Below are 24650 nucleotides of genomic sequence, written 5' to 3'. Positions count from 1 at the left end.
AGGGGAAAAGCTGTACACGGCAAACCCGTGCACAGCCGAAGGGCAAAACCACTCACCCGTTGAGGATGAGTGGCGAAGGGCTCAGCGGTTGCGGGAGCGCATGGCACCAAGACCGGCCAGGCCCAGGGCGAGCAAGGCCAGCGAACCCGGCGCGGAGACATCCGCTACCCGGGTCAGTTCCAGGCTATAGGCCCAGGGTCCCTCACCGGAGGAAAGCATCGGCGCCACTTCGCCTCCCAGTGCCAGCGTGAAGATGCCGCTGTCAGGTAACACGAAGTTGCTCAACAGCTCGGCGCCCAACGTGGAGGACACAGTGACCAGCGAGAAGAGGTCCCAGTCACCCTGGTTATCGAACAAGAAAGGCTGGGTGAAGTCATCCGGTGTGCCCGTATACAGGGAGAAAGCCACATCGGTTACGTTGCTGGAAGCGTTCAGTGTGACCTGCTCTCCGGCGACGCCCTCGAACGACCAGAAATCGACCCAGCCACCGTAGGACTCGGACCAGCCGGACTCGGATTCCAGGGTGCCGGTCTGTACCACACCGCTTTCCAGGGTGCCTTCGTACAGGATGGCGGATGAGGCACTGAACGACGCCAATGCCAGGGTTGCTGCTGCGATCCATTGTTTCATAGCGTTGTTTCCTTTCCGTTGATTGATCTGAGACAGCATTATCAGAGAGCGCCGTTATCCCAGGGGCCGGTGATGGCGAAGGTAATACCCGGTGTCTGGATGTTCACGAACAGCCACTGGTTGTAGAAGGTGGCACCGCACCACTCCCGGCCGCTGAAATTGCCTGAGAAGCCGTTCCTCTCACCGGCAAGGATGACGTTGTTCTCGGCGAACGGGAAAATCTGGCCATCCCGGGTCAGACCATGGAGCATCTGCTTGGGGCGGCTGCCGTCCTCGCACAGGATGATGCCACCACGGGGGCTGACGGCAATGTTGTCCGGAGAATTGAGAATGTTGGCCGCCGGGCTCTCAAATACCAGTCGCAGGGATTCGCTGCGGGGATCGTATTCGAAGATCTGCCCCTGACCGGCATCGCCGCCGGAGGTAGACACGAAGTAGACGTAACCGCTGTCGAACCAGCAGCCTTCGCCACGCTCGAAGCGGGCGCCACCACGGGCACGACCCTGGCTGTAGACGCCCAGGCTGTTGGTAGTGCCGTCTTCGTGGGCCTTTTCCGGGTCATCGATGTCCACCCATTCCACCTGCCAGGTAGTGTCATTGGGGTAACCCCTGGAGAGGTCAGCCTGGTCCTCGCCGACTACCTTGAGCATCTGAAGCTTACCGCCGTCCTGCAGGCGACCGTGGGTATTCGGGATAAAGCGATAGAAGCCGGACGTGCCCCGGTCTTCGGTTTCATAGACGATGCTGGTCACCGGGTCTACGGCTACGGCTTCGTGCACAAAACGCCCGAGAGCCTTAAGAGGCTCGGCGGAGGGGCGGCCATAGGCCGGCACTTCGAACACCCAGCCGTGCGTTTTCACGCCCGCTGTCGTCTCGGGGCCCAGGGTCGTTTCTTCACAGGTCAGCCAGCTGCCCCACGGAGTTGGACCACCGGCACAGTTGGTTGAGGTTCCGGACAGGGCGGCGTAGCTATCCAGCCACTTGCCCTGGTAGGTATCAAAGGTCAGTGTCGTGTTACCGCCAGGGGTTCGGGGGTCGTAGGCCAGGCGGGTGAATGGCGTGCCAACACCACGAATCTCGTGGTTGCGGATCATGGTGATGGTGTTGCCCTTGGCGGCAACAACACCCATGCCATCGTGGGCATTGGGTGTAACAATGCCGTCAGACATGACATCGCCGGTCCAGCCAAAGCTCTGGTAACGGAAGCCTTCGGGGAGTGCCAGCAGGTAGAGACCCGTAGTTTCGTCCGCCTTGAGGGAAAGGGGGCCGTAATCAGGGCTGTAGGGCAAGCTTGCAGCCATGAGATCACGGCTGGCCAGCCCCCCAAAGGCCAGGCCAGCCGCGCCAAGAAGGCTCGATTTGAGCAGGGAACGTCGGTTCAGGGCGAGGCCCTGATCAACCACAGTGTCAGTCTTCGGTGCAGGATTCGTGCGTTTCATAGAACTCTCCCTTCTGGTTATTGCGCCCGGCGCCACTGCCGGGACACCTGTCACCATAGAGAGCAGGTCTTACCTTCCGGTGTCTGTTTCTTGATGGTTTGCTGACAAATTGACGAAATTCCCCGACAACCGCTACATAAAAGAATTTTCGTCAATCAATTGACGAACAAGGCCAGCAAAATGCCGGCCTTGTTCGTGATCCTTTCATCAGGGGTCTGCACGGTAAACCGTCGCGGACTGCCCGTCAGGGTTTGCGTCCTTTCATGGCGTTGGCGACCAGGGAGATCACCAGGAGAATCAGGAAAATAAAGAACAGGACCTTGGCAATGCCGGCAGCTGTGCCGGCAATTCCACCAAAACCCAGGACACCTGCGATGATGGCGATGATCAGACAAACGACAGCCCAATAAAGCATCGTTCCCTCCTTAGGGTCGGCCTCCTTTTCCAGGTGCCAACGCGATGTGAATTTGGATACTGCCCTTTCACCTTTGACCCAAAACCGAAAAACCTCAAGAAATCAGTTGCTTTCTGACCAACATTTAATACTTATCATTTCCCTTTTTACCAGCAGCCCTGCCCCGGATGCCGGGCATGGCCTAATCCAGTGAACGTCACACAGGCAACATCAGGGTATTCTTGATCTCCCGAAGGGCGAAGTTGGAATTCACCTGCGAAATCCCCTGAAGGGTAAAGATTTTTTCATTCAGGAACCGGTCATAACTGGCCATATCCGGCACCACCACCCGCAGTACAAAATCCGCGTTACCCGTGACGGCAAAGCACTGCAGCACCTCTGGATAGCTGCTGACCTCCCGCTCGATCTCCGCCGTGCTGTCGATGGTATGGCGCTGTAATGAAAGGTTCACCAGCACACACAGGCCCTGCCCCATGGCCTCCGGGTTCAGCCGGGCACTGTACCCAATGATGACGCCAGCCTCCTCCAGCGCGCGCACTCGTCGCCAGCATGCCGCCGGCGACAGGCCCACCTGTTCAGCCAGTTGCTGGTTGCTGATGCGCCCATCCTGTTGCAACGCATCCAGGATGCGACGATCCAGCTTATCCAGTTCCACCTGTTTCATTTGGTAACACCTGATTTTTATCAAAGGATCTTTCGCTTAATTGTCATTCATCAAAGACTGTTGCGCAAATGGCACTCCAGCCTGCTCAAAAAGCAAGCACATTCGGTGCCTTCCCCCCTAGAATTTTGTTCATAAAATCAACAAAGGGAGAGCACCATGTCCGCCGATACTTCCAAGCCGGATACCCCTCACTTAGACGACTACCAACTGGAAGACCGCTATCATCGGGAAGCCGGCCGTGTCTTTCTCACCGGCACACAGGCCCTGGTCCGTATCCCGTTGATGCAGGCAGCACTGGACCGCAAGCAAGGCCTGAATACTGCCGGTATGGTCAGTGGCTACCGGGGCTCCCCCCTGGGCGCCTATGACCAGGCCCTGTGGCAGGCAAAGGACCTGCTGGAACAGAACCGCATCGATTTCGTACCCGCCATCAACGAAGACCTGGCCGCCACCATCATGCTGGGCACCCAGCAAGTGGAAACCGACGATGACCGCCAGGTGGATGGCGTATTCGGCCTCTGGTACGGCAAGGGCCCGGGCGTTGACCGGGCCGGTGATGCCCTCAAGCACGGCACCACCTATGGCAGCTCACCCCATGGCGGCGTCCTGGTGGTGGCCGGCGATGACCATGGCTGTGTGTCGTCGTCCATGCCCCATCAGTCAGACGTGGCCTTCATGAGCTTCTTCATGCCCACCATCAACCCGGCCAACATTGCCGAGTACCTGGAGTTCGGCCTCTGGGGCTATGCCCTGTCCCGCTACAGCGGCTGCTGGGTGGGCTTCAAGGCTATCTCGGAAACCGTGGAAAGTGCCGCGTCGGTGGAACTGCCACCCATGCCCGATTTCGTCATGCCGGACGACTTCACACCACCGGCAGACGGCCTGCACTACCGGTGGCCAGACCTGCCCGGGCCGCAACTGGAAACCCGCATCGAGCACAAACTGGCCGCCGTTCAGGCCTTTGCCCGGGCCAACCCCATCGACCGTTGCCTCTATAACAACCGGGAAGCCCGCTTCGGCATTGTTACCACCGGCAAGGGCCACCTGGACCTGCTGGAAGCCCTCGACCTGCTTGGCATCGATGAAGACAAGGCCAGGGACATGGGCCTGGATATCTACAAGATCGGCATGGTCTGGCCCCTGGAGCGCAGGGGCGTACTGGAGTTTGTCCACGGCAAGCAGGAAGTGCTGGTCATCGAGGAAAAGCGCGGCATCATCGAAAGTCAGATCAAAGAGTATATGTCCGAGCCGGACCGCCCCGGCGAGGTGCTGATCACCGGCAAGCAGGACGAACTGGGCCGGCCCCTGATCCCTTACGTGGGGGAGCTGAGCCCGAAACTGGTGGCCGGCTTCCTCGCTGCCCGCCTGGGCCGGTTCTTTGGCGTCGACTTCAGCGAGCAACTGGCGCAGATCAACACCATGACCACCGCCCAGGACCCGGGCGGGGTCAAGCGACTGCCCTATTTCTGCTCCGGCTGCCCCCACAACACCTCGACCAAGGTACCGGAAGGCAGCAAGGCCCTGGCCGGTATCGGCTGCCACTTTATGGCGTCCTGGATGGGTCGCAACACCGAGTCCCTGATCCAGATGGGCGGCGAAGGCGTCAACTGGATCGGCAAGAGTCGTTACACCGGCAACCCCCATGTATTCCAGAACCTGGGGGAAGGCACCTACTTCCACTCCGGCTCGATGGCCATTCGCCAGGCGGTGGCCGCCGGCATTAACATTACCTACAAGATCCTGTTCAACGACGCCGTGGCCATGACCGGCGGCCAGCCGGTGGATGGCCAGATCACCGTCGATGCCATTGCCCAGCAGGTCACTGCAGAGGGCGCGAAACGCGTTGTTGTGCTCAGCGATGAGCCCGAAAAATACAACGACCACAAGGACCGTTTCCCGAAGGACGTCACCTTCCACGACCGTAGTGAACTGGACCAGGTACAACGGGAACTGCGGGAAATTCCCGGCTGTACCGTACTGATCTACGACCAGACCTGCGCCGCCGAGAAACGCCGTCGCCGCAAGCGCAAGCAGTTTCCGGACCCGGCAAAGCGGGCGTTCATCAACCACCACGTGTGTGAAGGCTGCGGTGACTGTTCCGTGCAGTCCAATTGCCTGTCCGTGGTACCCCGACAGACCGAGCTGGGTCGCAAGCGCAAGATCGACCAGTCCTCCTGCAACAAGGACTACTCCTGCGTGAACGGCTTCTGCCCCAGCTTTGTCACCATCGAAGGTGGCCAGCTGCGCAAGAGTCGCGGTATGGACACCGGCTCGGTGCTGAACCGCAAGCTCGCTGATATCCCCGCCCCTGTGTTGCCCGCCATGAATGGCTCCTACGACCTGCTGGTGGGCGGCGTTGGCGGCACCGGCGTGGTCACCGTGGGTCAGCTGATCACCATGGCGGCCCACCTGGAGTCAAAGGGCGCCTCGGTGCTGGACTTTATGGGCTTCGCCCAGAAAGGCGGCACGGTGCTCAGCTACGTACGCATGGCGCCGTCCCCGGACCGGCTGCACCAGGTGCGCATCAGCAACGGCCAGGCCGATGCCGTCATCGCCTGCGACCTGGTTGTGGCCAGCTCCCAGAAGGCACTGACGGTGCTGCGACCTAATCACACACGAATCGTCGCCAACGAGGCGGAACTGCCCACTGCGGATTACGTGCTCTACCGGGACGCGGATATGAAGGCGGACAAACGCCTGGAAATCCTGCGCAACGCGGTAGGCGACGATCACTTTGCCCGCCTGGATGCCAACGGCATTGCTGACAAACTGATGGGCGACACCGTCTTTTCCAACGTCATGATGCTGGGCTTTGCCTGGCAGAAAGGACTACTGCCCCTGTCCGAAGCGGCCCTGATGAAGGCCATCGAACTCAACGGCGTGGCCATTGACCGCAACAAGGAAGCCTTTGGATGGGGTCGCCTGGCAGCAGTCAACCCTCGGGCGATCACCGACCTGCTGACGGACAACCAGCCGCAAGCGGTGGAAGTGAAAGCGGAACCCACCCTGGAACAGCTGATTGACACCCGCTACAACCACCTGGTGGCCTACCAGAACCGTCGCTGGGCAGACCGGTACCGGATTGTTATCGAAGGCGTCCGCAAGGCAGAACAGAATCTGGGACACACCAACGGCCTGCTCACCCGGGCGGTGGCCCAGCAGCTCTATCGTTTCATGGCCTACAAGGACGAATATGAAGTGGCCCGGCTGTTTGCCGAAACCGATTTCATGAAAGAAGTGAATGACACCTTCGAAGGCGACTTCCAGGTCCATTTCCACCTGGCGCCGCCCCTCATGAACCGGGGCACCGACGCCCAGGGCCGCCCGAAGAAACGGAAGTTCGGCCCCTGGATATTCCGTGCCTTTAAAGTACTGGCCAGACTTCGCAGCCTGCGTGGCACCCCCATCGACCCGTTCCGCTACTCGGCGGATCGCAAGCTGGACCGCGCCATGCTCAAGGACTACCAGGCGCTCGTTAACCGCATCCAGAAAGAGCTGAACGCGAACAACTACGACACCTTTTTACAACTGGCGGAGCTGCCCGCCGACGTGCGTGGCTACGGCCCGGTGCGGGAACAGGCCGCCAAGGCGATCCGGGACAAACAGCAACAGCTCTACAAGGCTCTCGATACTGGCCGCCCCACCCTGATCCGCACCCAGCAGGCCGATGAGAAGGAGGCAGACCATGTTTGAGACCCTCAAGCCCCTGCCCCAGGACCCGATACTGCAACTGATGCAAACTTTCCGGGACGACCCGCGCCCGGACAAGGTGGACCTGGGCATCGGCGTCTACAAAGACGACGCCGGTAACACCCCCATCATGGCCGCGGTCCACGAAGCCGAACGACGACTGCTGGCAGGCGAGACCACCAAGGGCTACGTCGGGCCAGCTGGCTCCGCCGGCTACAACGACGCCATGGCCAGCCTCATCCTGGGGACAGATAACGCCCTGATCCGGGATGGCCGCACGGCAGTGGTCCAGACCCCGGGCGGCTGCGGTGCCCTGCGCATGGCGGCGGAATTCCTGCGCCTGTGCAACCCGGCGACTACCGTCTGGGTCAGCACCCCCACCTGGGCCAATCACCTGCCGCTGCTGGGTGGCGCCGGCCTGACCATCCGCGAATATCCATACCTGAATCGGGACACGTTGCAGGTAGACTTCGCCGCCATGCTGGAAAGCCTGGAAGGCGCAAAGCCCGGAGACGTGGTACTGCTCCACGGCTGTTGCCACAACCCCTCCGGCGCCGACCTGGACCTGGAGCAGTGGCAGGACGTCACCGCCCTGATCCAGCGCAAGGGCCTGCTGCCCTTCGTCGACATGGCCTACCAGGGTCTGGGCGATGGCCTGGAAAAAGATGCAGCTGGCCTCCGCCACCTGGCCAGCCAGGTACCGGAAATGCTGGCAGCGGCCTCCTGCTCCAAGAACTTCGGCCTTTACCGGGAGCGCACCGGCGCCCTGGTGCTGATCTCCGAAACCGCAAGCATCAACCAGGCAGCCACCAGCCAGCTGCTGAGTGTCATCCGCTCCCACTACTCCATGCCCCCGGCCCACGGCGCCGCGATCGTGGAAACCATACTGGGAGACAGCGACCTCACCCAGCAATGGCAGAGCGAACTGGGCGGCATGTGCGAGCGCATCCTCCACCTGCGCCAGGCCTTCGCCGAAGCCCTGGCCCCGGCGGGTGACTTCAGCTTCATCGCCCGGCAGCGCGGCATGTTTTCGTTCCTCGGGATAACCCCCGAACAGGTACGGGCACTCCGGGAAGACCACGGCATCTACATGCTGGACTCCAGCCGGGTGAACGTGGCGGGGCTGAATGACAAGGTGCTGCCGCAAGTGGCGGATGCGATCAGGAGTGTTCTTTAAAAGCGGGACACCAAACTCGAAAAAATAGTAGCGGCCAGCACAGGGTTCGAGGCAGTGGGGCCGGGGTGATTTTCCGGGACCCTCAAAAAGAGGGACCTTTTTGAGGAGCCTACACGGACGTATTCACGGCGTGTCCCGGAAAATCACCCCGGCCCTGCTGCCAGCACGGACCCAAAGGCGTGGTCTTAAAAAGCTACCGGCAAAAAACTTCCGACAAAAACAAGTAAGCGGAGAACCCAATGACCCAAACCACCCAACCACACCAGCAGGCCAACAACCTCTGGTCCTCCCGAATGGCCTTCATCCTCGCCGCGGCAGGCTCCGCCGTCGGCCTGGGTAACATCTGGAAGTTTCCCTACATTACCGGCGAAAACGGCGGCGGCGCCTTCGTACTCATCTACCTGGCGTGCATCTTCCTCATCGGCGTACCCGTCCTGATCGCCGAAACCATGATCGGCCGCCGCGGCGGCCAGAGCCCCGTGGCCACCATGCGAACCCTCACCCAGACAGAAGGCACCGCCAGGGGCTGGCGGGCCATCGGCTGGAACGGCGTCATCGCCTCCTTCCTGGTGCTCTCCTTCTACGCCGTCATCGGCGGCTGGGCCCTGGTCTATATCGGCAAGGCCGCTGCCGGCCTGTTCACTGGCGCTGACGCCGAAGCTATCGGCGGCCAGTTCGGCACCCTGCTCTCCAACCCCTGGGAGCTCCTGCTGTGGCACTCCCTGTTCATGGCCATCGTGATCTTCATCGTCGGGCGCGGCATCCGCTCCGGCCTGGAAAAAGCGGTCAACATGCTCATGCCGCTGCTGTTTGTACTACTGATCGTGATGGTCATCTACGCCATGAACAGCGGCAGCTTCGGCCAGGCCGTCAGCTTCATGTTCTCACCGGACTTCAGCAAGCTCACCACCGCCGGCGTACTGACTGCCCTGGGCCACGCAGCCTTCACCCTCAGTATCGGCATCGGCGTGCTGATGGCCTATGGTTCCTACCTGCCAAAGGACATCAACATCACCCGTACTGCCATCACCATCGGCGTACTGGACACCAGCGTTGCCCTGCTCGCCGGCCTGGCCATCTTCCCGCTGGTGTTCGCCAACGGCCTCGAGCCCGGCGCAGGTCCCGGTCTCATCTTCGTCACCTTGCCGCTGGCCTTCGGTCAGATGAGCGGCGGCGCCATCTTCGGCACCATATTCTTCGCCCTGCTGCTGGTGGCCGCCATTACCTCCGCCATTTCCATGCTGGAGCCGGTGGTGGAGTGGCTGGAAGAACACAAGGGCATCAGCCGCACCAAAAGCGCTCTTGGCGGGGGCCTGGCGATCTGGTTTATCGGAATCGGCACTGTGCTGTCGTTCAACGTCTGGGAAGGCGTCCACCCACTGGGCTTTATCCCGTTCTTTGAAGGCAAGACTGTCTTTGACCTGCTGGACTTCCTGGTATCGAACCTGATGATGCCCCTGGGCGGGCTTGCCATTGCCCTGTTCGCAGGCTGGGCCATGAAGCGGGAAGGACTGGCAGAGGATATCGGCCTGCAGGGAGCAAGCTACAACGCCTTTATGCTCGTACTGCGTTATCTGACCCCGGCCGGCATTGCTGTCGTATTCCTGTACAACCTCATCTGACCCGCAGGATGAGTGACGCTTGAGGCTGCTCCCGGTGGCCTTTTGCCGGCCCCGCCGATTCCAGGTTTGCGGCGGGGCCGGCCTTTTACCTGCCCAGACCCAGATAGTCGCAACTTAAGACAGTTACGGACGTTGTCGGTTTGCCCACAAACCGCGTCACCGGGTTACCGCGCTGGCAGACCGGCGGGACTGCAGGGTTTTGACCCAGGGCACTTCAAACAACGGACTGAACAGGGGCTGTCGTGCCAGCGCCCATCCTACCAGTACGCTCAGAGCCACCACGACACCGCCCGACACCAGATAGAATCCGGTGTACCAGAGACCGGCTTCCGCTGAGGGCTGCAATCCCAGACGCGCAAGAACCGCCAGCAGGTAAAACTGGACGATGCGGTGCAGAACGTAGACCTGGAGGGAGTGCCGGCCAACAAAGGCCCAGCCACGCCCCCCGATACGCTGCCTGTGTGCCAGCCAGCCGGCCAGCATGGTTACCGAGGTTATCCCCCATACACTGAGCAGAAAGGTAACTGGACCGACTGCCGCCAGGGGCGAGTCGTAAACGCTCCAGCTAGCCAGCAGAAAACCGGCCAGCATGGGCGGCCAGAGACCCACCCTGCGCATCAGTGTGCCTTCAATAAACTCCAGGGCGAACACCCCCATCACAATAAACGGAAACAGCAACATGACCCGCTCAGGAAACGGTAGGCTCCGCCAGTTTCCATCGGCTGACAACAGCGCGTAGATCACCACGCTGAAGGCCAGTATCACCCCAAGCGGCACCCTCCGGAGGACCATTAACAAGGTGACGGCAATCAATAGCGCATAGATAAACCAGAGGGTTTGTGGCGGCTCGATGAAGATCCGCAGCAACGGGGCGAGACTGACGGTTTCTCCATTAATCAGTGCCTGCGGAACCGTCGTGGAGAAAAACACCAGTGCAGACCAGAGCACGAACAGGTAGACAAAATTCACGAACTTGAAGACAAATTTGTCACCTGATGGCTGGAGGAAGACGCCTCGGAGAAAAAGCCCTGCGAGGAAGAAGAACAGTGGCATCCGCAGAAAGATCAACGCCTCGTTGAAGGGCACCAACGGACCTGCCACATGCCAGAACACGACCAGGGTGATACTCACCCCCTTGGCGATATCGATCCAGTCAGCACGTTGGTGTCTGCGCGGCAACGCCGGCAACTCCGCTGGTGAATGCCGACACTGGTCGACAGGACTTCCCTCCATTGCCTTTTCCTCCTTTCCGCCGGTCGTTTCAGTGCATGCTCATCCTGAAGACATGCACCTCGAAGAAAACGGGGGCTTTGTATATATAAACTACATATCAAATAAAAACCCAGTACTCGATTCCACAAACCCCTGAACCTGGAATCATCACGCCCGTTATGAATAATTATGCAATTTAACCCGCCCATAAAACCACTACATTAAAATACCATGAAATTTTTCTTTCCTGTTTATTTATGTTTCCTGACTTTTTCATTAAAAACAGTTTGTTAAATAAACTTAATTGCACCTTTATCGCAGCGATAGCCGACGCCAGAACACCGCGCAACGTTGAAATACATGCGTAATTCCAGCGCACCACATCTAATAGAACATATTTATACCTACATCATATACATGTCTTTTCTTCGATAAAGTCTTTTAGAATCCGCGGACCAAACCCGATCAGATTCCGGGGTGTCCCTATGGCGTGTTTAATATTCGTAGTTCACTGCCACGCCTGCGATGTGCACCACCCGGTCCTGACCGGTCACTCAGGGAATTTCACGGAGGGATTTATGGGAAGTCATCAGAAGGAGCAAAAGGCTGCGGTACTGCCTCCTGCGTCCGGAACCACTGCCTCGATACGCCTGCATCGCTCCAACATTCTCGCCTTCTTTCGTGCTTTCGACAGCCTGCTGGTGATCTGCGTGCTGTGGGGCACACTGCAACCATGGGACACCCCCTGGAGCCATACCTACACCTGGCTGGGGGTACTTGCCATCATTGCCTTCGTGTTCTTCGCGGAGAGCAACGAGGTCTACCATCTCTGGCAGGGCTTTTCGACACCTGCCCTGGCACACCGGTTGACAATGGCCTGGGCCGGCACCGCGCTGGTACTCGGTGCGTTCGCTGTCGCCATGGAATTGCTCGCAAGCATCAATATCAGGGCGGTAGCGCTCTGGCTTACCCTGACCCCCATCACCATTATTTCCTGTCATTGGCTGCGCCGGTTCGTGCTGGCCCGATTCCGGCAGCAGTCGTCGCAGCGACGCATCGGGATCGTCGGGGCGACCTCACTCAGCCAGAGACTCACCGCAGCCATCGGGAACCTGCCCTGGATGGGCTATCAGATCGCCGGCTACTACGATGACCGTGGAGTCACGGACGACGGGAGCCGCCGACTGGGCGATGACCAGGTCCGGGTTGAGGGCAACCTGGAACAACTCAAGCAGGCAGCCCGCAACGGCGAGATCGATATGGTGTTCATCACCCTGCCCATGGCGGCCGAACGCCGGGTCCGGGAACTGGTACAGGACCTTGCCGATACCACGGTCTCTGCCTATCTGATTCCCGACGTATTCAGCTTTGACCTCCTCCACTCCCGGCTCACCGGAATTCAGGGTATTCCGGCGGTGAGCATCTATGATTCGCCCCTGGCGGACCAGGCATGGACCAAGCGGGCTTTCGACCTGGCAGCCAGTCTGGCAATACTTGCTATCGTGGCAATCCCCATGATTGCCATCGCTATCGGTGTCAGAATGGATTCAAAGGGCCCGGTCTTCTTCAAGCAGTCCCGTTACGGAGTCCGCGGTGAAAAGATCAGGGTCTGGAAATTCCGATCGATGAAAGTCTGCGAAGATGGTGAGAACGTCCCCCAGGCCACCCGGGATGATCCACGGATCACGCCGTTCGGCGCCATGCTACGCCGCACATCCCTGGATGAATTGCCGCAACTATTCAACGTACTTGGTGGCAGCATGTCACTCATCGGCCCAAGACCCCACGCCGTTGCCCACAACGAGTTCTACCGCAACCATATCCAGGGCTATATGTTGCGCCACAAGGTAAAGCCCGGTATCACGGGGCTGGCGCAGGTAAACGGTTTCCGGGGCGAAACGGAAACCATGGACAAGATGGTGGGGCGGATTGCCTACGACCTGGAATACATCCGTAACTGGTCCCTGTGGCTGGATATCAAGATTCTCTGGTGGACCGCTTTCCGAGGATTTGTCGGACAGCAGGCCTACTGATCTTTCGATCCTCGCACCTGGCCCCGGTAGCGCTATGCAGCACCCTCTGCACAGCACTGTCGGGCTTTTGCAGAAACCGGAGTTTCAAGCGTCAATCCGTACCACCCAATTGATTGACCGGGTCACCCGAAACTTACCTTCGGGCTTCGGACCACCTGGCTTTTTGAACCAGCCTCAGCAGTCTTCGCCAGACTTCTCCCGCCCCCAGAAGGATACCGGGCGTCAGTGTGGCTGCAGCAAGCAGCAGCCGCGCCGGCAGGTAACCACTCTCATCCCTGGCTCGCCTGAAGCAAGTCCGGGCGGCCTCGAGGTTACCGTCCGCCGCGTAGCGACTGCCAATAATGCACATATCCTTCGCCAACTCTCGGCTGGGGGGACGGAACAATGCTCCCTGCTCGCCGAATTGTTCCAGTGGATCTGGCCGTCCTGCCAGCCGTTCACGGTGGCAATACAACGCAAAGTCAGACAGGTGGCGCTGAAGCATTAGCCGTGCCGGATCAGCCGCCACCGACCCGGGCACCTTGGCGTACTTCCGGTAAAGCACATCTTCAAGTACCAGGAAGCGGCAGTGGTGACTCATTCGGCACCACAGATCCCGGTCCTGGGCGCAGACAAAGAAGGGACGGTAGCCTCCGACTTCCTCGAATAAAGCCTTTCGGAACATGACTTCTCCGTGATGGAACGGGTTCCAGTCCAGGATGACCTCCCGGGCATCGCCATCAAAAGGCTGCTTTACAAGGTGCGGAGGACGCGTGCTCTGCAGGGTCACCACCTCTGACCGGCACCCAACCACGCCCACATCCGGACGCTGATCCAGAATCTCGGCCTGTCGCTCCAGACGCTCCGGAAGCGACAGGTCTCCACTGCCATGAATGGCGATATAGCTACCCCGGGCCTGGGCGATGGCGTTATTCAGCGCCCCGACAAGGCCACGGTTGGTGCCGGATATAACCCTTGTCTTCTCATTCTCATGGGTACGCAGGCGCTCCAGGGTATTATCGGTGGAGCCGTCATCCACCAGCAGAATTTCACAGTCTCCCAGAGACTGTTGTTTAAGGCTGGCAACCGACTCATCTACCAGACCCGCCCGATTGTAGAATACCGATACCACTGACACCCTGGTCATTACTGCCTCCTTACTGATTCAATCCGGGCACCGGTTTCGGGTCTGCCCCGTTAACTTCAGAAACACTTTCCGGTACGCAGAGCGCCTCGGCCTTGAGGTGTGCCGGGGTAATTTCGCCGATAGGTGACACGTAGCACACCTCAGCCGCCATATCGTAGCCGGTCCTTTCCCGCACGGTTCGCCGGGCCACGCCAATCAGCGTAAGGATGTCAGCCGCCCTTGCCTGGTCCTGGTTAACAATAAAATTAGCATGCAAAGGAGATATCATGGCGCCCCCCAGTCGCATACCCTTGAGACCACAACGCTCGATCACAGCACCGGGTGGGCCATATTGAGCATACATCGCCGGGTTACTGACGAATACCGAACCGCAATTCGGAACCTTGCGAGGAAACTTTCGTCGGCGCTCACCAAGGATGGTCAGCATTTCCTTTCGGACCGATGAGGGTGACGGTCCGGCCACAAACCGGAAACGGGCCCCGACGATGATTTCCCCCAGTCCCTGGAAGATCGACCGTCGGTATTGAAAGCCACACTCTTCGCGGGTACGAACCCGCTTCTCACCAGTTTTCGTGACGGAGGTGACGTCGATCACCCGGTCACCAATGCCCTTGCGCTGACTTCCACCGTTCATGCAGATCAGCCCCCCCAGGGTACCGGGGATACCACAGGTATGCTCAGCTCCCGACAGCCCGGCCCGGGCGAGCTGTCGCGCAAAGGCAGGCACCCAGATGCCCGCTTCGCTCCAGACCCGCGCACCCTCCACCCGGAACCCACCAAGCCTGGCACCGATATGTATGGCAAGCACCTCCAGCCCTTCATCGGCAAACAGGAGGTTGGTGGAAGACCCCAGCACGACATACGGCAGCCCTCGACTGGAGACATAGGCCATCACTCGCTGCACCTGGGAGATAGTGCCCGGAGCGACGACCAGCCTGGCCGGTCCACCTACCCGCCACCGGCTCACCCGGGAAAGCGGAACGTCGCGATAGACGCCTCCGGGGACAAGCGCTTCGAGATCACGCTGCAGCTCGCCACTGCCTTCCCCTGCGACCGGTTCCGGTTTCATGATTCCTTCCATCTGTGGATACACCTCCAGCTGTGCGTGTATTCAGCGGGCAGCGCAACTTATGGATTCAGAGACAGCGCAGCCCCCTCCGGTTTCAACTGAGACTAACTATACCTGCACTGCCCGTTGCATTCGGGCTCCTCGGCATGACGATTAATTAACCGATACGGCACCAAACGGTAACTCTCAAGCGGCGGCAACGCCTTTCAATAGCCGCCCTGTTCCGGTACCGTTTTGTAGCAGTGAAATCAACATCCTGGCGATCCGGGCAGGTACGGCGCCGAAGCTCCCAGCCGTCGGCCCGGCGGCGGAAATCGTGCAAGCCTGCAGGGCAGGCAAGGTTCTTCACCTCGCCAGAACGTCAGCTATACAAAGGACTCTCACAAAGGGCACACGGATGCATTATTCATTCCCCTTTTACGATCTACCCTGGCGTGCCAACGGCGCCTGCTTGCGGCCAGTCCCCCTGACGCTTGCCATAAGCCTTCTGGGCATGTCCGCTGCTGCCATGGCACAGGAAGTCGAGCAGCCAGACCGGTTCAGGTTTAATGCCGGCATCGGGCACACCTGGGACAGCAATTACGATCGGGTGCCCGATGACGACCCTGAACAGATCAGCACAGCGAACGCTGGAGTCCGTATCAACCAGGAACTCAGCCGCCAGCGCTTTACGCTCAGCGCCGGTGCCACCCGTTACGAACACGACGAGCACGATAACTTTGATACCACCACCTGGGGTGGCGGCGCGCCTGGAAGGGGACCATTGGTAACGCGTTCAAGCCACACCTGTCATGGAGCCGCCGCGAACGCCTGGTTGACCGGGCCGAATTCGAGGACAAGGACGTGGTCACCGAGGAAGAAACCACTGGCGGTCTTGTCATCACACCAGGCAACAACTGGTCGTTTCCGCTGACTCTGCGCCGCCTTGACCAGGCGCATTCCAACGACAGCCAGGAAGCACTGGACTACACTGACGAGGAAGCGTCGGTAGGCACCCGCTACACCAGCGCCCGGGGCTCGACCATTGGCCTGAAGGTTATCAACGGCCAAAGGGAATATCCTCACCAGGACCGGGTCCGCCCTGAAGATATTCCGGAGAGTGGTGACCTGGATTTCGACTACACCACCGTCGAATTCGAAACCAACTGGGTCGTCAGTCCCAAAACCCAACTGGAGTCCCGCCTGGGTATGTTCGACCGGGACGGCGAAGCCAACGACGGTACGGGTGGCTACGCCCTGCTCGAGGGCCGTTGGGCCGCGACCTACAAGACCCATGTAACCACCGGCTTCGAGTACACTGAGCCAGCCATCGGCGAAACCTCGGACAGCGCCTCCGAGATCCAGCGGTTCTACCTGGACCTGGAATGGCAGGCAACGCCGAAGATTCTCCTGGGTACTGGTTATGCGTGGCTGCACTATGAGTTCGATGCCAACCCCCAGCGGGACGCACGCAGTGAGCGAATCCACAAGTTCACCCCTTTGACCGCCCGCTACCAGGCCACCGACACACTGGAGCTCAACCTCCGCACGGTCTGGCTGGATCGCAGCTCCCCCCTTGACGAACGGGAGTTTGACGCCAGCATCGTTTCCCTCGGCCTGGACCTGACACTCTGATCAATACCCACGGAACCACAACCCCCAGGGTGGCACTATCCTGGCCACCCTGACTTCACAGTGCCCAATGGTCTCGTGGCCAGCCTATACGCTGGCGGCAGATCGCTCACGCACACAACGAACGAGGAAACGGCCGATATCAACGGTGTACCGTCGTACCAACCGCCTTGGCTCCAGACTTAACCGGTAAAGCCATTCCATTCTCAGGGTGCGAACCATCTCCGGCGCCCGGGGTTTTTCCCCCGCAAGAAAGTCCAGCAGCGCTCCGACGCCGATAAAAAGCCGGGCCCCAAGATCAGGCGCGTTTTCGAGAATCCACGTTTCCTGGCGCGGATTGCCGGTGGCAACCAGCACGATGTCCGCACCGCTGGCATTGATGGAGTCCACAACCCGACGGTTATCAGCGGAGTCACCGTAACCATCAAGCACCCCAACCACCGGGACACCTCGCTGAGCCAATACCCGCCCTGCCCGCTCGGCGACACCTGGTCCTGCCCCCAACAGAAAGACGGCCGGCACCTCTCCTTCACGGCCGGATTGCTGGTGGTGCTCGACGATGGCATCAAGCAGTGCTGGCACAAAGTCTGTGCCATTGAGGTTGTCCGGATAGCGGCGTCGGTGGATGAGATAGCTGGCAATGTCCATCCCCACGCCATCGTTGACGAGTATGACCTCAGGCTCCAGAAGCTGGGCACGAAGATGGTCGCACTGATTGACAAAGTTGGTGTTTACAAAGAACAGCATACGCCGCTGACCCGATTCCAGGTCGCGGATAAGCGTAGCCTTTAACTGCTCCGTTCTCAGCGCGGCCACGGGGTAACCCGCCAGTGGCAAGGTGGGACCGCGCATGGGCGTTTCACAACCCGTCATTTGAAAACCTCGGTGTCCGGGAAAGCTGATGGTTCAAGAATACGGTCCGTAACCTCCGACCAGCTGAGGTGGCGCCGGGAGGCTTCCCGGGGGGCATTCAGCGCCCGGGTTATGGCCTGTTCAACAGACACGCCATCTCCAGGGGTATACCCGAAGCGACTGGCATAATCGCCTGTTACCGAATGTGGGCACACAGCTGGCACTGCAAGGAAGTCATACTGGATCAACTTCATGGAGGTATCAGCCAGGTACCCAGGTACGGACTCTGAGCGGTAGGGTGCTATGCCGATGTCCGCATGGCGAATGTAACGGACGGTTTCCTCATGGGGCATTTCATCGTACACGGTGACATTAGAGCCGTAGGACGGGTGATGGGGCTGCCCACATCCGATGATATGAAAATGCACGTTCGGAAAGCGGTGCGAAGCTTCGGCAAAGAAACCGGGATCAAACAGCATGGAACCCACCGATACCGCATTCAGGGCGTCCCGGTAGGGGGAAGCGGCGGACGTTTCTGCCAGTTTGTGGTCGATACCATGGGGTACCAGCACCACGTTGTCCCGCGATGGTATCCCCGGCAGCAAGGCCCGGGATGGAATGCGGATCGTCGTCATGTCAGGCGCTGCACGATTGAAAGCCGCCTTGACGTATTCCGCCACGTTAATCGTATCGAGATCGTCAGAGGCTATGTAGATAGTCTGCACCCGGGGATTGATCTGCCGCGCAAGGTCAAAGAAGACCGGTGCGACACCGCTTTCGAACACCACCACGTCTGCCTCCGCCAGCCAGGTTCTCAACACCCGGCTCGCCAGGGCGACGTAGCCCCGATACATGAGATCTTCCAGGGCACGCAGGGCGGGCCTGCGGGTGTTGAAAGGATGTATCGGGGTTTTCCAGAGATAGCATTCCACACCATCCCGCGTTTCGATGCGGTTGGCCTGGCGATCCAGGGACAGCCTTGGGTCACCGGTCCGACGTGAAAGCAGGCTGTAACGAAGTGAAAAGAACCGGGTCGGCCCCCGTTTTGACAGCTCCCTGGCGATAAAGTGGATGTTGGCCTTGCGCGGAGAACGGTAATCGTGAGCTGAAAGCAACAGGTACCGCAGGCCCGCTCCGATCCTGCTATCACCTGTTGTCCGGGTGCCTGCCGTACGATCTGATGGAGACTCACTGTCGCCTTGCCGCAAAACCTGTCTGATTGCTGGTTCCATTGCGTTCCATTCCTTCCTTAGTCCACCGCCAGGTCTTCCGGAGGCTCCGGGCACTGACCGTTCTTCACGTCGGCGCATGACCAGTCTCTGAAGAACACTTCCAACACCGACATCTGTGGACGGTCCTGGCCATCGTCCGGGTGAACGGTAAGAAAATAATCGCCCCACCAGGCCCCGGCGGCCCAGTACGCCCAACCCCGCCAGGTCGAGGGATCATTGCTGAGGTGCAGGATCCGCTCCAGGGACGCCAGGCACTCCTCCCGAGGGGGCGAGCCGAATTCGCCCAGCAATAACTGTTGATCGTTTTCATCCGCCCAGCGGGATAGTTTTTCGAACATGCCGTCGAAATGTTCTGGCGGCAGGCAGTCCTGACGGGTGCCGGAGTAGCCTTCGTTCAGGTACTGGTGAACCTCCAGTACGGTTCGGTCGAGCGGATCCTCCAGCCCGGCAAAGGCATCGGCATTGGTCGTCCCCGTGCGCACCTTGAACCATTCATGGACACCGCTCCAACGCCCTCCGGATACCACGACCAGGTGTTCGGAGCCATGCTCCCGCAGTGCATACAGCGTGTCCTGTGCCGTTTTCGCCCAGTCAGCAATGTCCATACGGAAGGGCTCGTTCATCAGTCCCAGGGCCACATGGTCCGGATCGTCCAGCGCCCGTGCCAGACGCTGCCAGACATCGATGAGGTCCCCCGTGGTGACGCGCCCCTCGCCCAGAACATTGCCGTGCCATGCCGCGTAGTTGTGCAGGTCAAGGAGCAGGCACTGGCCGTTATTGCGGGCGCGACTGACCGCCTTGCGAATCTGGGCCAGTTCCCCGCCATCCAGCTCACTCCGGAGCTCGCGCTGAACCCGCTCCCAGCGGATCGGCAAACGAACCAGGTTCGCCCCTTTCTCTGCGAAGTACTGGAAGTCTCCGGCTGACGGATAGGTGTAATGGCGGAACATTTCGCCGGGCAACTGTTTGCTGTTGAACTCCGCGCCGGACAGGTTCACGCCTCGCAGGGGCGCTTCACCCAGGCACACGGCGGAGGCACCGGTTGCCATGACCAGGCCGGCAATGCCAGCCATCACAGCTCGCCATGACGTTCGTCCGTAGCGGCCCCTGCGGACAGGGACCGTAGTACCGGGTTGAGTCATGAAGATCCTCCCAGGGACTCGTAGAGTTGAATGTACCGATCGGCAATCTGTGGCCAGCTGTACCCGCGGGCAAAGGTTATGGCCCGTGACCGCCTGTTCTGATAGGCCTCCGGACCCTCGTCATGTAATCGCCGTAAGCGGTCCGCTAGCGCCCGTGGATCGCCTGCCTCGCCTGATAACCCCACTTCAGAGGCATCGGTTAACTTACGGAATGGTGGAATATCGGAGAGAACCGGAGTCAGCCCCGCACTCATGGCTTCGATTGCCGCAAGCCCGAACCCCTCATGACGTGACAGGCAGAGGAACCAGGCCGCCTGCCCCATCAGTTCCCCCAGCCTTTCGTCGGAGGGGCTCGCTTCCAGCGTAACGGCACCCTCTATCAGCTGGCGCCGACGGATTTCCTGGTTCAGTGTTTCGATACTGAAATCGTACTCGCGTCCGGCAACAATAAGTCGCCACCGCGAATCCCTCTCTCTCAGAACCTGGAGCAGGTCGAGCGCTTCCAGCAGTCCCTTGTTGGAGGACCAGCGCCCGAAATAAATCAGGGTACGGTTCGGCTCCTGACTTGCCTGGTCAGCATACTTTTCCGTATTCACACCGTTTTCGATCACCTCCAGACGACTGTCCGGGATGATCTCGCGGAACCGGCGACCATCGTTCTCGCTGGTAGCGACCACCTTGTCATAGGCCCGCGACGACATCCGGGTAATGGTGTTAAACCAGATATCCTTGAGCCGGCTGGCGAACTCGGTATGGAAAAAGCCACCGTGGGTCGAGACCACCAGGGGGCGTCGATGGGCCAGCCTGGTCAGCGCCAGGTAATCGAAGAAAAAATCCACACCGTGAACGTGTACCACGTCCGCCTCGCGCACCGCCTGCAAGACAGATGGACACAGAGGGTAGCGACTGGAACCCCGGTAAGGCAGGCGAGTAACCGGCACATCGGCCACCACATCCTGCCGTTCCAGTCGCTGATCCGAGTTTCGAAACAGCCGGTCCAGGGTGACAATCGAAGCGGTCTGCCCACCCGTAGAGAGCTGGCACGCAGCGATGTTCCTGACTACATCTTCCATGCCACCAACCGATGGGTAGTACTGCCGGATGACGTGAACAACGTTGACGCTCATGCGTCGGCCTCCCTGCGATGAATGCCCAGGCGTCCGCCCCAGCCGGACCAGTCCGCCCTCAGATGCCTTGGAACCGGTAACCGCGCCGGATCAGCCAGTACCACGCCGAACAGGAACCAGAGCAGCGCGGACGTTTTCATGGCGAACAGTGATGTTCCGCTAACCGTGAGGATCAGTGATATATAGACCGATGCAAAACAGCGGAACCTCGCTGCCCGTTCGTCAGGCACACGCATCAGCCAGATCACCAGCCAGAAGCCCAGAGCAAGCACAACCCCAAACGTCGAGAGCACGTAGGCATAACCCTGATCCGGGAACCAGGCGCCGCTGTCCGCGCCCAGCAACATTCGGGTATCAAAGCTCAGCAGCCCCCAGGCACTGCTGACCAGGCGGCCAACGAAGGTGTCACTGTAAGCAACAGAGCCAAACAGCCCGAGCGCCACCAGCCCGGCCATGATGCAGAACGGCATAATGGCCGGCAGGTAAAGCATCCAGCCCCTGAACAGCAGGCGGACAACCACCAGAAGTGCGACTGACAGCAACGCAAACCGGGAGTCCGCCAGGACCATCATCACCACGCCGGCCGCGCAGAACTGCCACATCAGGAATTTCTCGGAGGCGTCCTTGCTTAGCCCCCAGGCCACCACCAGGGTCGCAAAGTTACCCAGCGACACCGGTTCCAGGAAAACCGAGGACACCCGGTGATTATCCAGCAGCCAGGGTAACAGCGTGCGCCCCATGTCTTCCGGCCGGATGCCGTTCATTTGCAGCCGGCTTTCACGCTCATACTCGGTGATAGGCTCCAGACTCCCGATATTTACGTAGTAGCCGAAAATGTCCAGCATGCTGGTGAAGCTGTCGAGGGCGAACAACTCGTAGAAACCCACCACTACAACCACAGCAATGGCGATTTTCAGGGTACGGTCCGCCAGGCGGATGTCACCGACATTACGACCCAGCCAGAAGAACCACATGGGGATCAGCACATCCCGGAAGCCCTTCATGTCCAAACCGCCCTTGAACAGGGCCAGCAGGCACAACGTGGCACCGGTCAACGCGACCAGGATCACCACACCGGGCAGCAACCTGGGCAGCAGCAGCGGCAGACAGGCCAGCATCAACATCGCCTCAGCCAGCCCGACCAAGGCGCGGGAAGCCGGAAAAAGATGGGTATTGATAAGGCAAAGCACCACCTGGTAAATCACGGCTCCCACCACAATCGCGATGGTCAGGGGCCTCAGAGCCAGGTGCTGGGCCGGGGTTTCTGCTGGCATGGTCCTTCCCGCCTTCGGCACCGGACAGGCGCCACATAAACCACCCCGGTACCTTCCAGGATACCGGGCCGGACGTGTCAGTGAGAGAGCGCCACTCCAGTGACTGCAACTCCCAGGTCTCTCAAGCGATGGCTGGCCTTATCGAGGCTTCGCAGGGAAGTATGGTTCTCCCTGGCCACCATCAGCGCTGCGCCGGAACGGGCAGCCACCAGTTGGGCGTCAAGGTTGGCACCCAGAACCGGGGTATTGATGATCACAGCATCAAACTTGGCCACGAGCTGGGTAATCAGGTTCTGGTAGCGCTTGTGGGCCAGCAATTCCTGGGGATTGGGTGCCACAGTGCCGCCATTAAGCAACCAAAGGGTATCCAGAGGAGGACAGTGCCTGGGAATCGCGGAGGAGCGGCCTGCAAGCGCATCAGACAACCCCCTCAGGTTGGGCAGCCCGAACCATTCATGGAGACAGGGGTCCCGCAGGTTGCCGTCAATAAGCAGGGTGCGTGCACCTGTCTGGGCAATCACTACAGCCAGGTTGGTAGCCAGGTCCCGGATCCCGGCCTCGCTATCGACTCCGACAATAGCCAGAACCTTGTTGTCCGGCTGGTTGAAGTACCGGAGCATAAGCTCACTGCGCAAGCTCCTCAGCGCCTCCACACGGGGGTGTGCTGGCTGGTAGGCGGCGATCAGCCTGGGGTGCAGGCTGACCTCGCTCGCAGGCCTGGCCACCACCGGGTAGGCGAACTGTTCCGCAAGAACCGCCTTTACATCTTCTGCAGTAACCAGTCCCAGCGATTGCGCCGCTTCCCCGAAACGGATACCTCTCTGCTTCTGCAGGATCAGGATCCGGTCCAGGTCATCGCTGTGAATCAGCCCCTTCTGAACCATCAGACGGCCCATCAGGTCGGTCTGGTCCGGAATGTGAGAGTTATCCCTGAACAGGGGAAGCGCTACTTCACTCATATTGTCTGTGCCTCACGTTGCCGCCAGCTGCCAGGCGTATCCGGCAAATAGGCGAGTACCGGCAGGCCAAGGGTTTCTTCGATATCCGACCGGCTTCTGACTCGTCGATTGGTCAATTCAAGGATCAGTGACAGTGCCACACCGAGCAACAACCCCAGAGCAGTTGCAATCACCAGGTTGAGTTTGACGTTGGGCGACGTCGGCATGCTTGGCGGCACGGCTTCGTTGAGCACGGTGACATTGGTTTCAGCCAGCCGGCTTTCCAGGGTGTTGGCCTGGGCCCGGCCAGAAGCGGCGTTATAGGCTTCCTGGGCCATCTGCACTTCCTGCTGAAGCAGGTCCAGCTCATCGCGCTGTTCCTTCAGGGCCAGCACCCGCTGTTTCTGGTCGTCGAAAGCCTGCTGCAACTCTTCCAGGCGACTCTGGGAGACGTTGGCCGTGGATTCGAGGCTATTGGCAGCAATACTGCGTTCCCTGGCCAGGCTTTCGCGCAGGGACTGGACCCTGGCGGCCTGGCGCCGGTACTCAGGATGTCGCTCCCCGTAACGGTTTGACATGTCGTTCAACTCAGCCTCGGCTTCCGCAAGCTGAGCCCTGAGGTTCTGAATCGCTGCGTTGTCCGGAACGCTGACCGCCCGGTCTCCGTTACCCTGGCGAAGCTGGTCCTGGGTGCTCTGATCCTGGGCATCCACCAGCCGGGAGGAAAGCTCCGCAAGGCGGGCATTCTCCAGGTCCAGCTGTTCATTCAGGCCAACGATGCCGTGCTTTTGCTGAAAGTCCGATAGCTTCCCCCGGGCTTCCCGGAGGTTTCCCCGCAGCAGTTTCAACTGTTCCTGGTACCAGGTGGAAAAGCGTCGGGCGGGATCTGTACGCAGCTCGATGCTGGTATCGATATAGGCGATCGCGACGCTGTTTACCACGCCGGCAGCCAGTTCGGGCTCCTCTCCACTCAGGGAGATGGTCATGACGTTATTGCCCTTCTCGGTGCCGACGCTGAGATTACGGCGAACATACCCGGCCAGCCATGCCGCAGGCCTCGCCTCGCCATCACCGTCGTGGGCCTCCTTTGCCCGGGCATCGACCATCGCCCGGATGTCGTCCGGCAGATAGTCATACACTCGCCCGGCGACCTTGCGGCTGCGCACGATTTCTGCCTGGGTAGCAATATACCCTGAGCGGGCGGGCGCCAGCTCACCGGTCATCCGGTCCTGCACCTGGCCTTCCATAATCAGCTCGGTGGAGGCAACGTAGGTGCGGGGCAAAAGCAAGGACACCACCGCCATGACGCCAACGCATACCACCAATAGCGCTGCGGTGATCCACCATCGGGCCAACAGTATTCTCAACAGACTGCTCAGGCTCATGCCTTTCTCCCT

Annotated in this window: 20 protein-coding genes; 5 read left to right on the top strand and 15 right to left on the bottom strand. The window is 60.0% G+C overall.

Annotated elements, in window-relative coordinates; genetic code table 11:
- Positions 1 to 81: 81 nt before the first annotated feature.
- The 4 genes from LJ360_RS07250 to LJ360_RS07235 form a co-directional block, all read right to left on the bottom strand.
- Positions 82 to 630 carry a hypothetical protein gene (locus LJ360_RS07250; RefSeq protein WP_264995707.1) on the bottom strand — a complete coding sequence of 183 codons (549 nt, stop codon included), beginning with the start codon at positions 628 to 630 and terminating at the stop codon, positions 82 to 84.
- Positions 631 to 671: 41 nt separating this feature from the next.
- Complete coding sequence (locus tag LJ360_RS07245) at positions 672 to 2069, bottom strand: PhoX family protein (RefSeq protein WP_264995706.1); 1398 nt, start codon at positions 2067 to 2069, stop codon at positions 672 to 674.
- A 244-nt stretch (positions 2070 to 2313) separates the two neighbouring features.
- Entirely contained in the window at positions 2314 to 2484 is a 171-nt protein-coding gene (locus LJ360_RS07240; protein WP_091849020.1) for a DUF1328 domain-containing protein, read from the bottom strand.
- Between the two features lie 196 nt (positions 2485 to 2680).
- Positions 2681 to 3148, bottom strand: coding sequence for an Lrp/AsnC family transcriptional regulator (locus LJ360_RS07235; RefSeq protein WP_091849021.1), 468 nt, complete (start codon positions 3146 to 3148; stop codon positions 2681 to 2683).
- Between the two features lie 156 nt (positions 3149 to 3304).
- On the opposite strand from LJ360_RS07235, the gene LJ360_RS07230 reads away from it, so the two are divergent.
- The 3 genes from LJ360_RS07230 to LJ360_RS07220 all read left to right on the top strand — a co-directional run bounded on the left by LJ360_RS07230 (position 3305) and on the right by LJ360_RS07220 (position 9637).
- On the top strand, positions 3305 to 6841 hold the full coding sequence (locus LJ360_RS07230; protein WP_091849022.1) for an indolepyruvate ferredoxin oxidoreductase family protein: 3537 nt from the start codon (positions 3305 to 3307) through the stop codon (positions 6839 to 6841).
- Positions 6834 to 8015: an aromatic amino acid transaminase gene (locus LJ360_RS07225; protein WP_264995705.1), complete on the top strand. Its 1182-nt coding sequence runs from the start codon at positions 6834 to 6836 to the stop codon at positions 8013 to 8015. The genes LJ360_RS07230 and LJ360_RS07225 overlap by 8 nt, the downstream gene beginning before the upstream one ends.
- A 239-nt stretch (positions 8016 to 8254) precedes the next feature.
- Positions 8255 to 9637, top strand: a complete 1383-nt coding sequence (locus LJ360_RS07220) for a sodium-dependent transporter (protein ID WP_264995704.1) — start codon at positions 8255 to 8257, stop codon at positions 9635 to 9637.
- A 156-nt stretch (positions 9638 to 9793) separates the two neighbouring features.
- Here LJ360_RS07220 and LJ360_RS07215 read toward each other — a convergent pair whose 3' ends face one another.
- Entirely contained in the window at positions 9794 to 10870 is a 1077-nt protein-coding gene (locus LJ360_RS07215; RefSeq protein WP_264995703.1) for an acyltransferase family protein, read from the bottom strand.
- A 557-nt stretch (positions 10871 to 11427) separates the two neighbouring features.
- Between LJ360_RS07215 and LJ360_RS07210 the strand changes: the two genes are divergently transcribed.
- Positions 11428 to 12882 (top strand): undecaprenyl-phosphate glucose phosphotransferase, encoded by a 1455-nt coding sequence (locus LJ360_RS07210; RefSeq protein ID WP_264995702.1) that lies wholly within the window; start codon positions 11428 to 11430, stop codon positions 12880 to 12882.
- A 133-nt stretch (positions 12883 to 13015) separates the two neighbouring features.
- On the opposite strand, the gene LJ360_RS07205 is transcribed toward LJ360_RS07210, so the two are convergent.
- The 3 genes from LJ360_RS07205 to LJ360_RS07195 form a co-directional block, all read right to left on the bottom strand.
- The gene (locus LJ360_RS07205) at positions 13016 to 14008 is read right to left on the bottom strand and encodes a glycosyltransferase (RefSeq protein ID WP_091849027.1); all 993 of its coding nucleotides are present in this window, start codon (positions 14006 to 14008) and stop codon (positions 13016 to 13018) included.
- Positions 14009 to 14018: 10 nt separating this feature from the next.
- Positions 14019 to 15077, bottom strand: coding sequence for a UDP-N-acetylmuramate dehydrogenase (gene murB, locus LJ360_RS07200; RefSeq protein WP_091849331.1), 1059 nt, complete (start codon positions 15075 to 15077; stop codon positions 14019 to 14021).
- Positions 15078 to 15501: 424 nt separating this feature from the next.
- Entirely contained in the window at positions 15502 to 15789 is a 288-nt protein-coding gene (locus LJ360_RS07195; protein WP_264995701.1) for a hypothetical protein, read from the bottom strand.
- Between the two features lie 131 nt (positions 15790 to 15920).
- On the opposite strand from LJ360_RS07195, the gene LJ360_RS07190 reads away from it, so the two are divergent.
- On the top strand, positions 15921 to 16691 hold the full coding sequence (locus LJ360_RS07190; protein WP_264995700.1) for a hypothetical protein: 771 nt from the start codon (positions 15921 to 15923) through the stop codon (positions 16689 to 16691).
- Positions 16692 to 16775: 84 nt separating this feature from the next.
- Here the strand turns inward: LJ360_RS07190 and LJ360_RS07185 are convergent, their stop codons facing one another.
- The 7 genes from LJ360_RS07185 to LJ360_RS07155 form a co-directional block, all read right to left on the bottom strand.
- The gene (locus LJ360_RS07185; protein WP_264995699.1) at positions 16776 to 17540 is read right to left on the bottom strand and encodes a WecB/TagA/CpsF family glycosyltransferase; all 765 of its coding nucleotides are present in this window, start codon (positions 17538 to 17540) and stop codon (positions 16776 to 16778) included.
- A 17-nt stretch (positions 17541 to 17557) separates the two neighbouring features.
- The gene (locus tag LJ360_RS07180; RefSeq protein ID WP_264995698.1) at positions 17558 to 18772 is read right to left on the bottom strand and encodes a glycosyltransferase; all 1215 of its coding nucleotides are present in this window, start codon (positions 18770 to 18772) and stop codon (positions 17558 to 17560) included.
- A 17-nt stretch (positions 18773 to 18789) separates the two neighbouring features.
- Positions 18790 to 19914 (bottom strand): glycoside hydrolase family 5 protein, encoded by a 1125-nt coding sequence (locus LJ360_RS07175; protein ID WP_264995697.1) that lies wholly within the window; start codon positions 19912 to 19914, stop codon positions 18790 to 18792.
- Complete coding sequence (locus LJ360_RS07170; protein ID WP_264995696.1) at positions 19911 to 21041, bottom strand: glycosyltransferase family 4 protein; 1131 nt, start codon at positions 21039 to 21041, stop codon at positions 19911 to 19913. The genes LJ360_RS07175 and LJ360_RS07170 overlap by 4 nt, the downstream gene beginning before the upstream one ends.
- Positions 21038 to 22315, bottom strand: a complete 1278-nt coding sequence (locus LJ360_RS07165; protein WP_264995695.1) for a polysaccharide biosynthesis protein GumE — start codon at positions 22313 to 22315, stop codon at positions 21038 to 21040. Before LJ360_RS07165 ends, LJ360_RS07170 begins: the two co-directional genes overlap by 4 nt.
- 77 nt (positions 22316 to 22392) lie before the next feature.
- Positions 22393 to 23274, bottom strand: coding sequence for a CpsD/CapB family tyrosine-protein kinase (locus LJ360_RS07160; RefSeq protein WP_264995694.1), 882 nt, complete (start codon positions 23272 to 23274; stop codon positions 22393 to 22395).
- Positions 23271 to 24638 carry a GNVR domain-containing protein gene (locus LJ360_RS07155; protein ID WP_264995693.1) on the bottom strand — a complete coding sequence of 456 codons (1368 nt, stop codon included), beginning with the start codon at positions 24636 to 24638 and terminating at the stop codon, positions 23271 to 23273. Before LJ360_RS07155 ends, LJ360_RS07160 begins: the two co-directional genes overlap by 4 nt.
- Positions 24639 to 24650 lie beyond the last annotated feature (12 nt).

The organism is Marinobacter sp. AN1, assembly GCF_026013985.1.
Classification (GTDB): Bacteria; Pseudomonadota; Gammaproteobacteria; order Pseudomonadales; family Oleiphilaceae; genus Marinobacter; species Marinobacter segnicrescens.
This window is presented reverse-complemented; position numbering and strand designations above follow the sequence as displayed.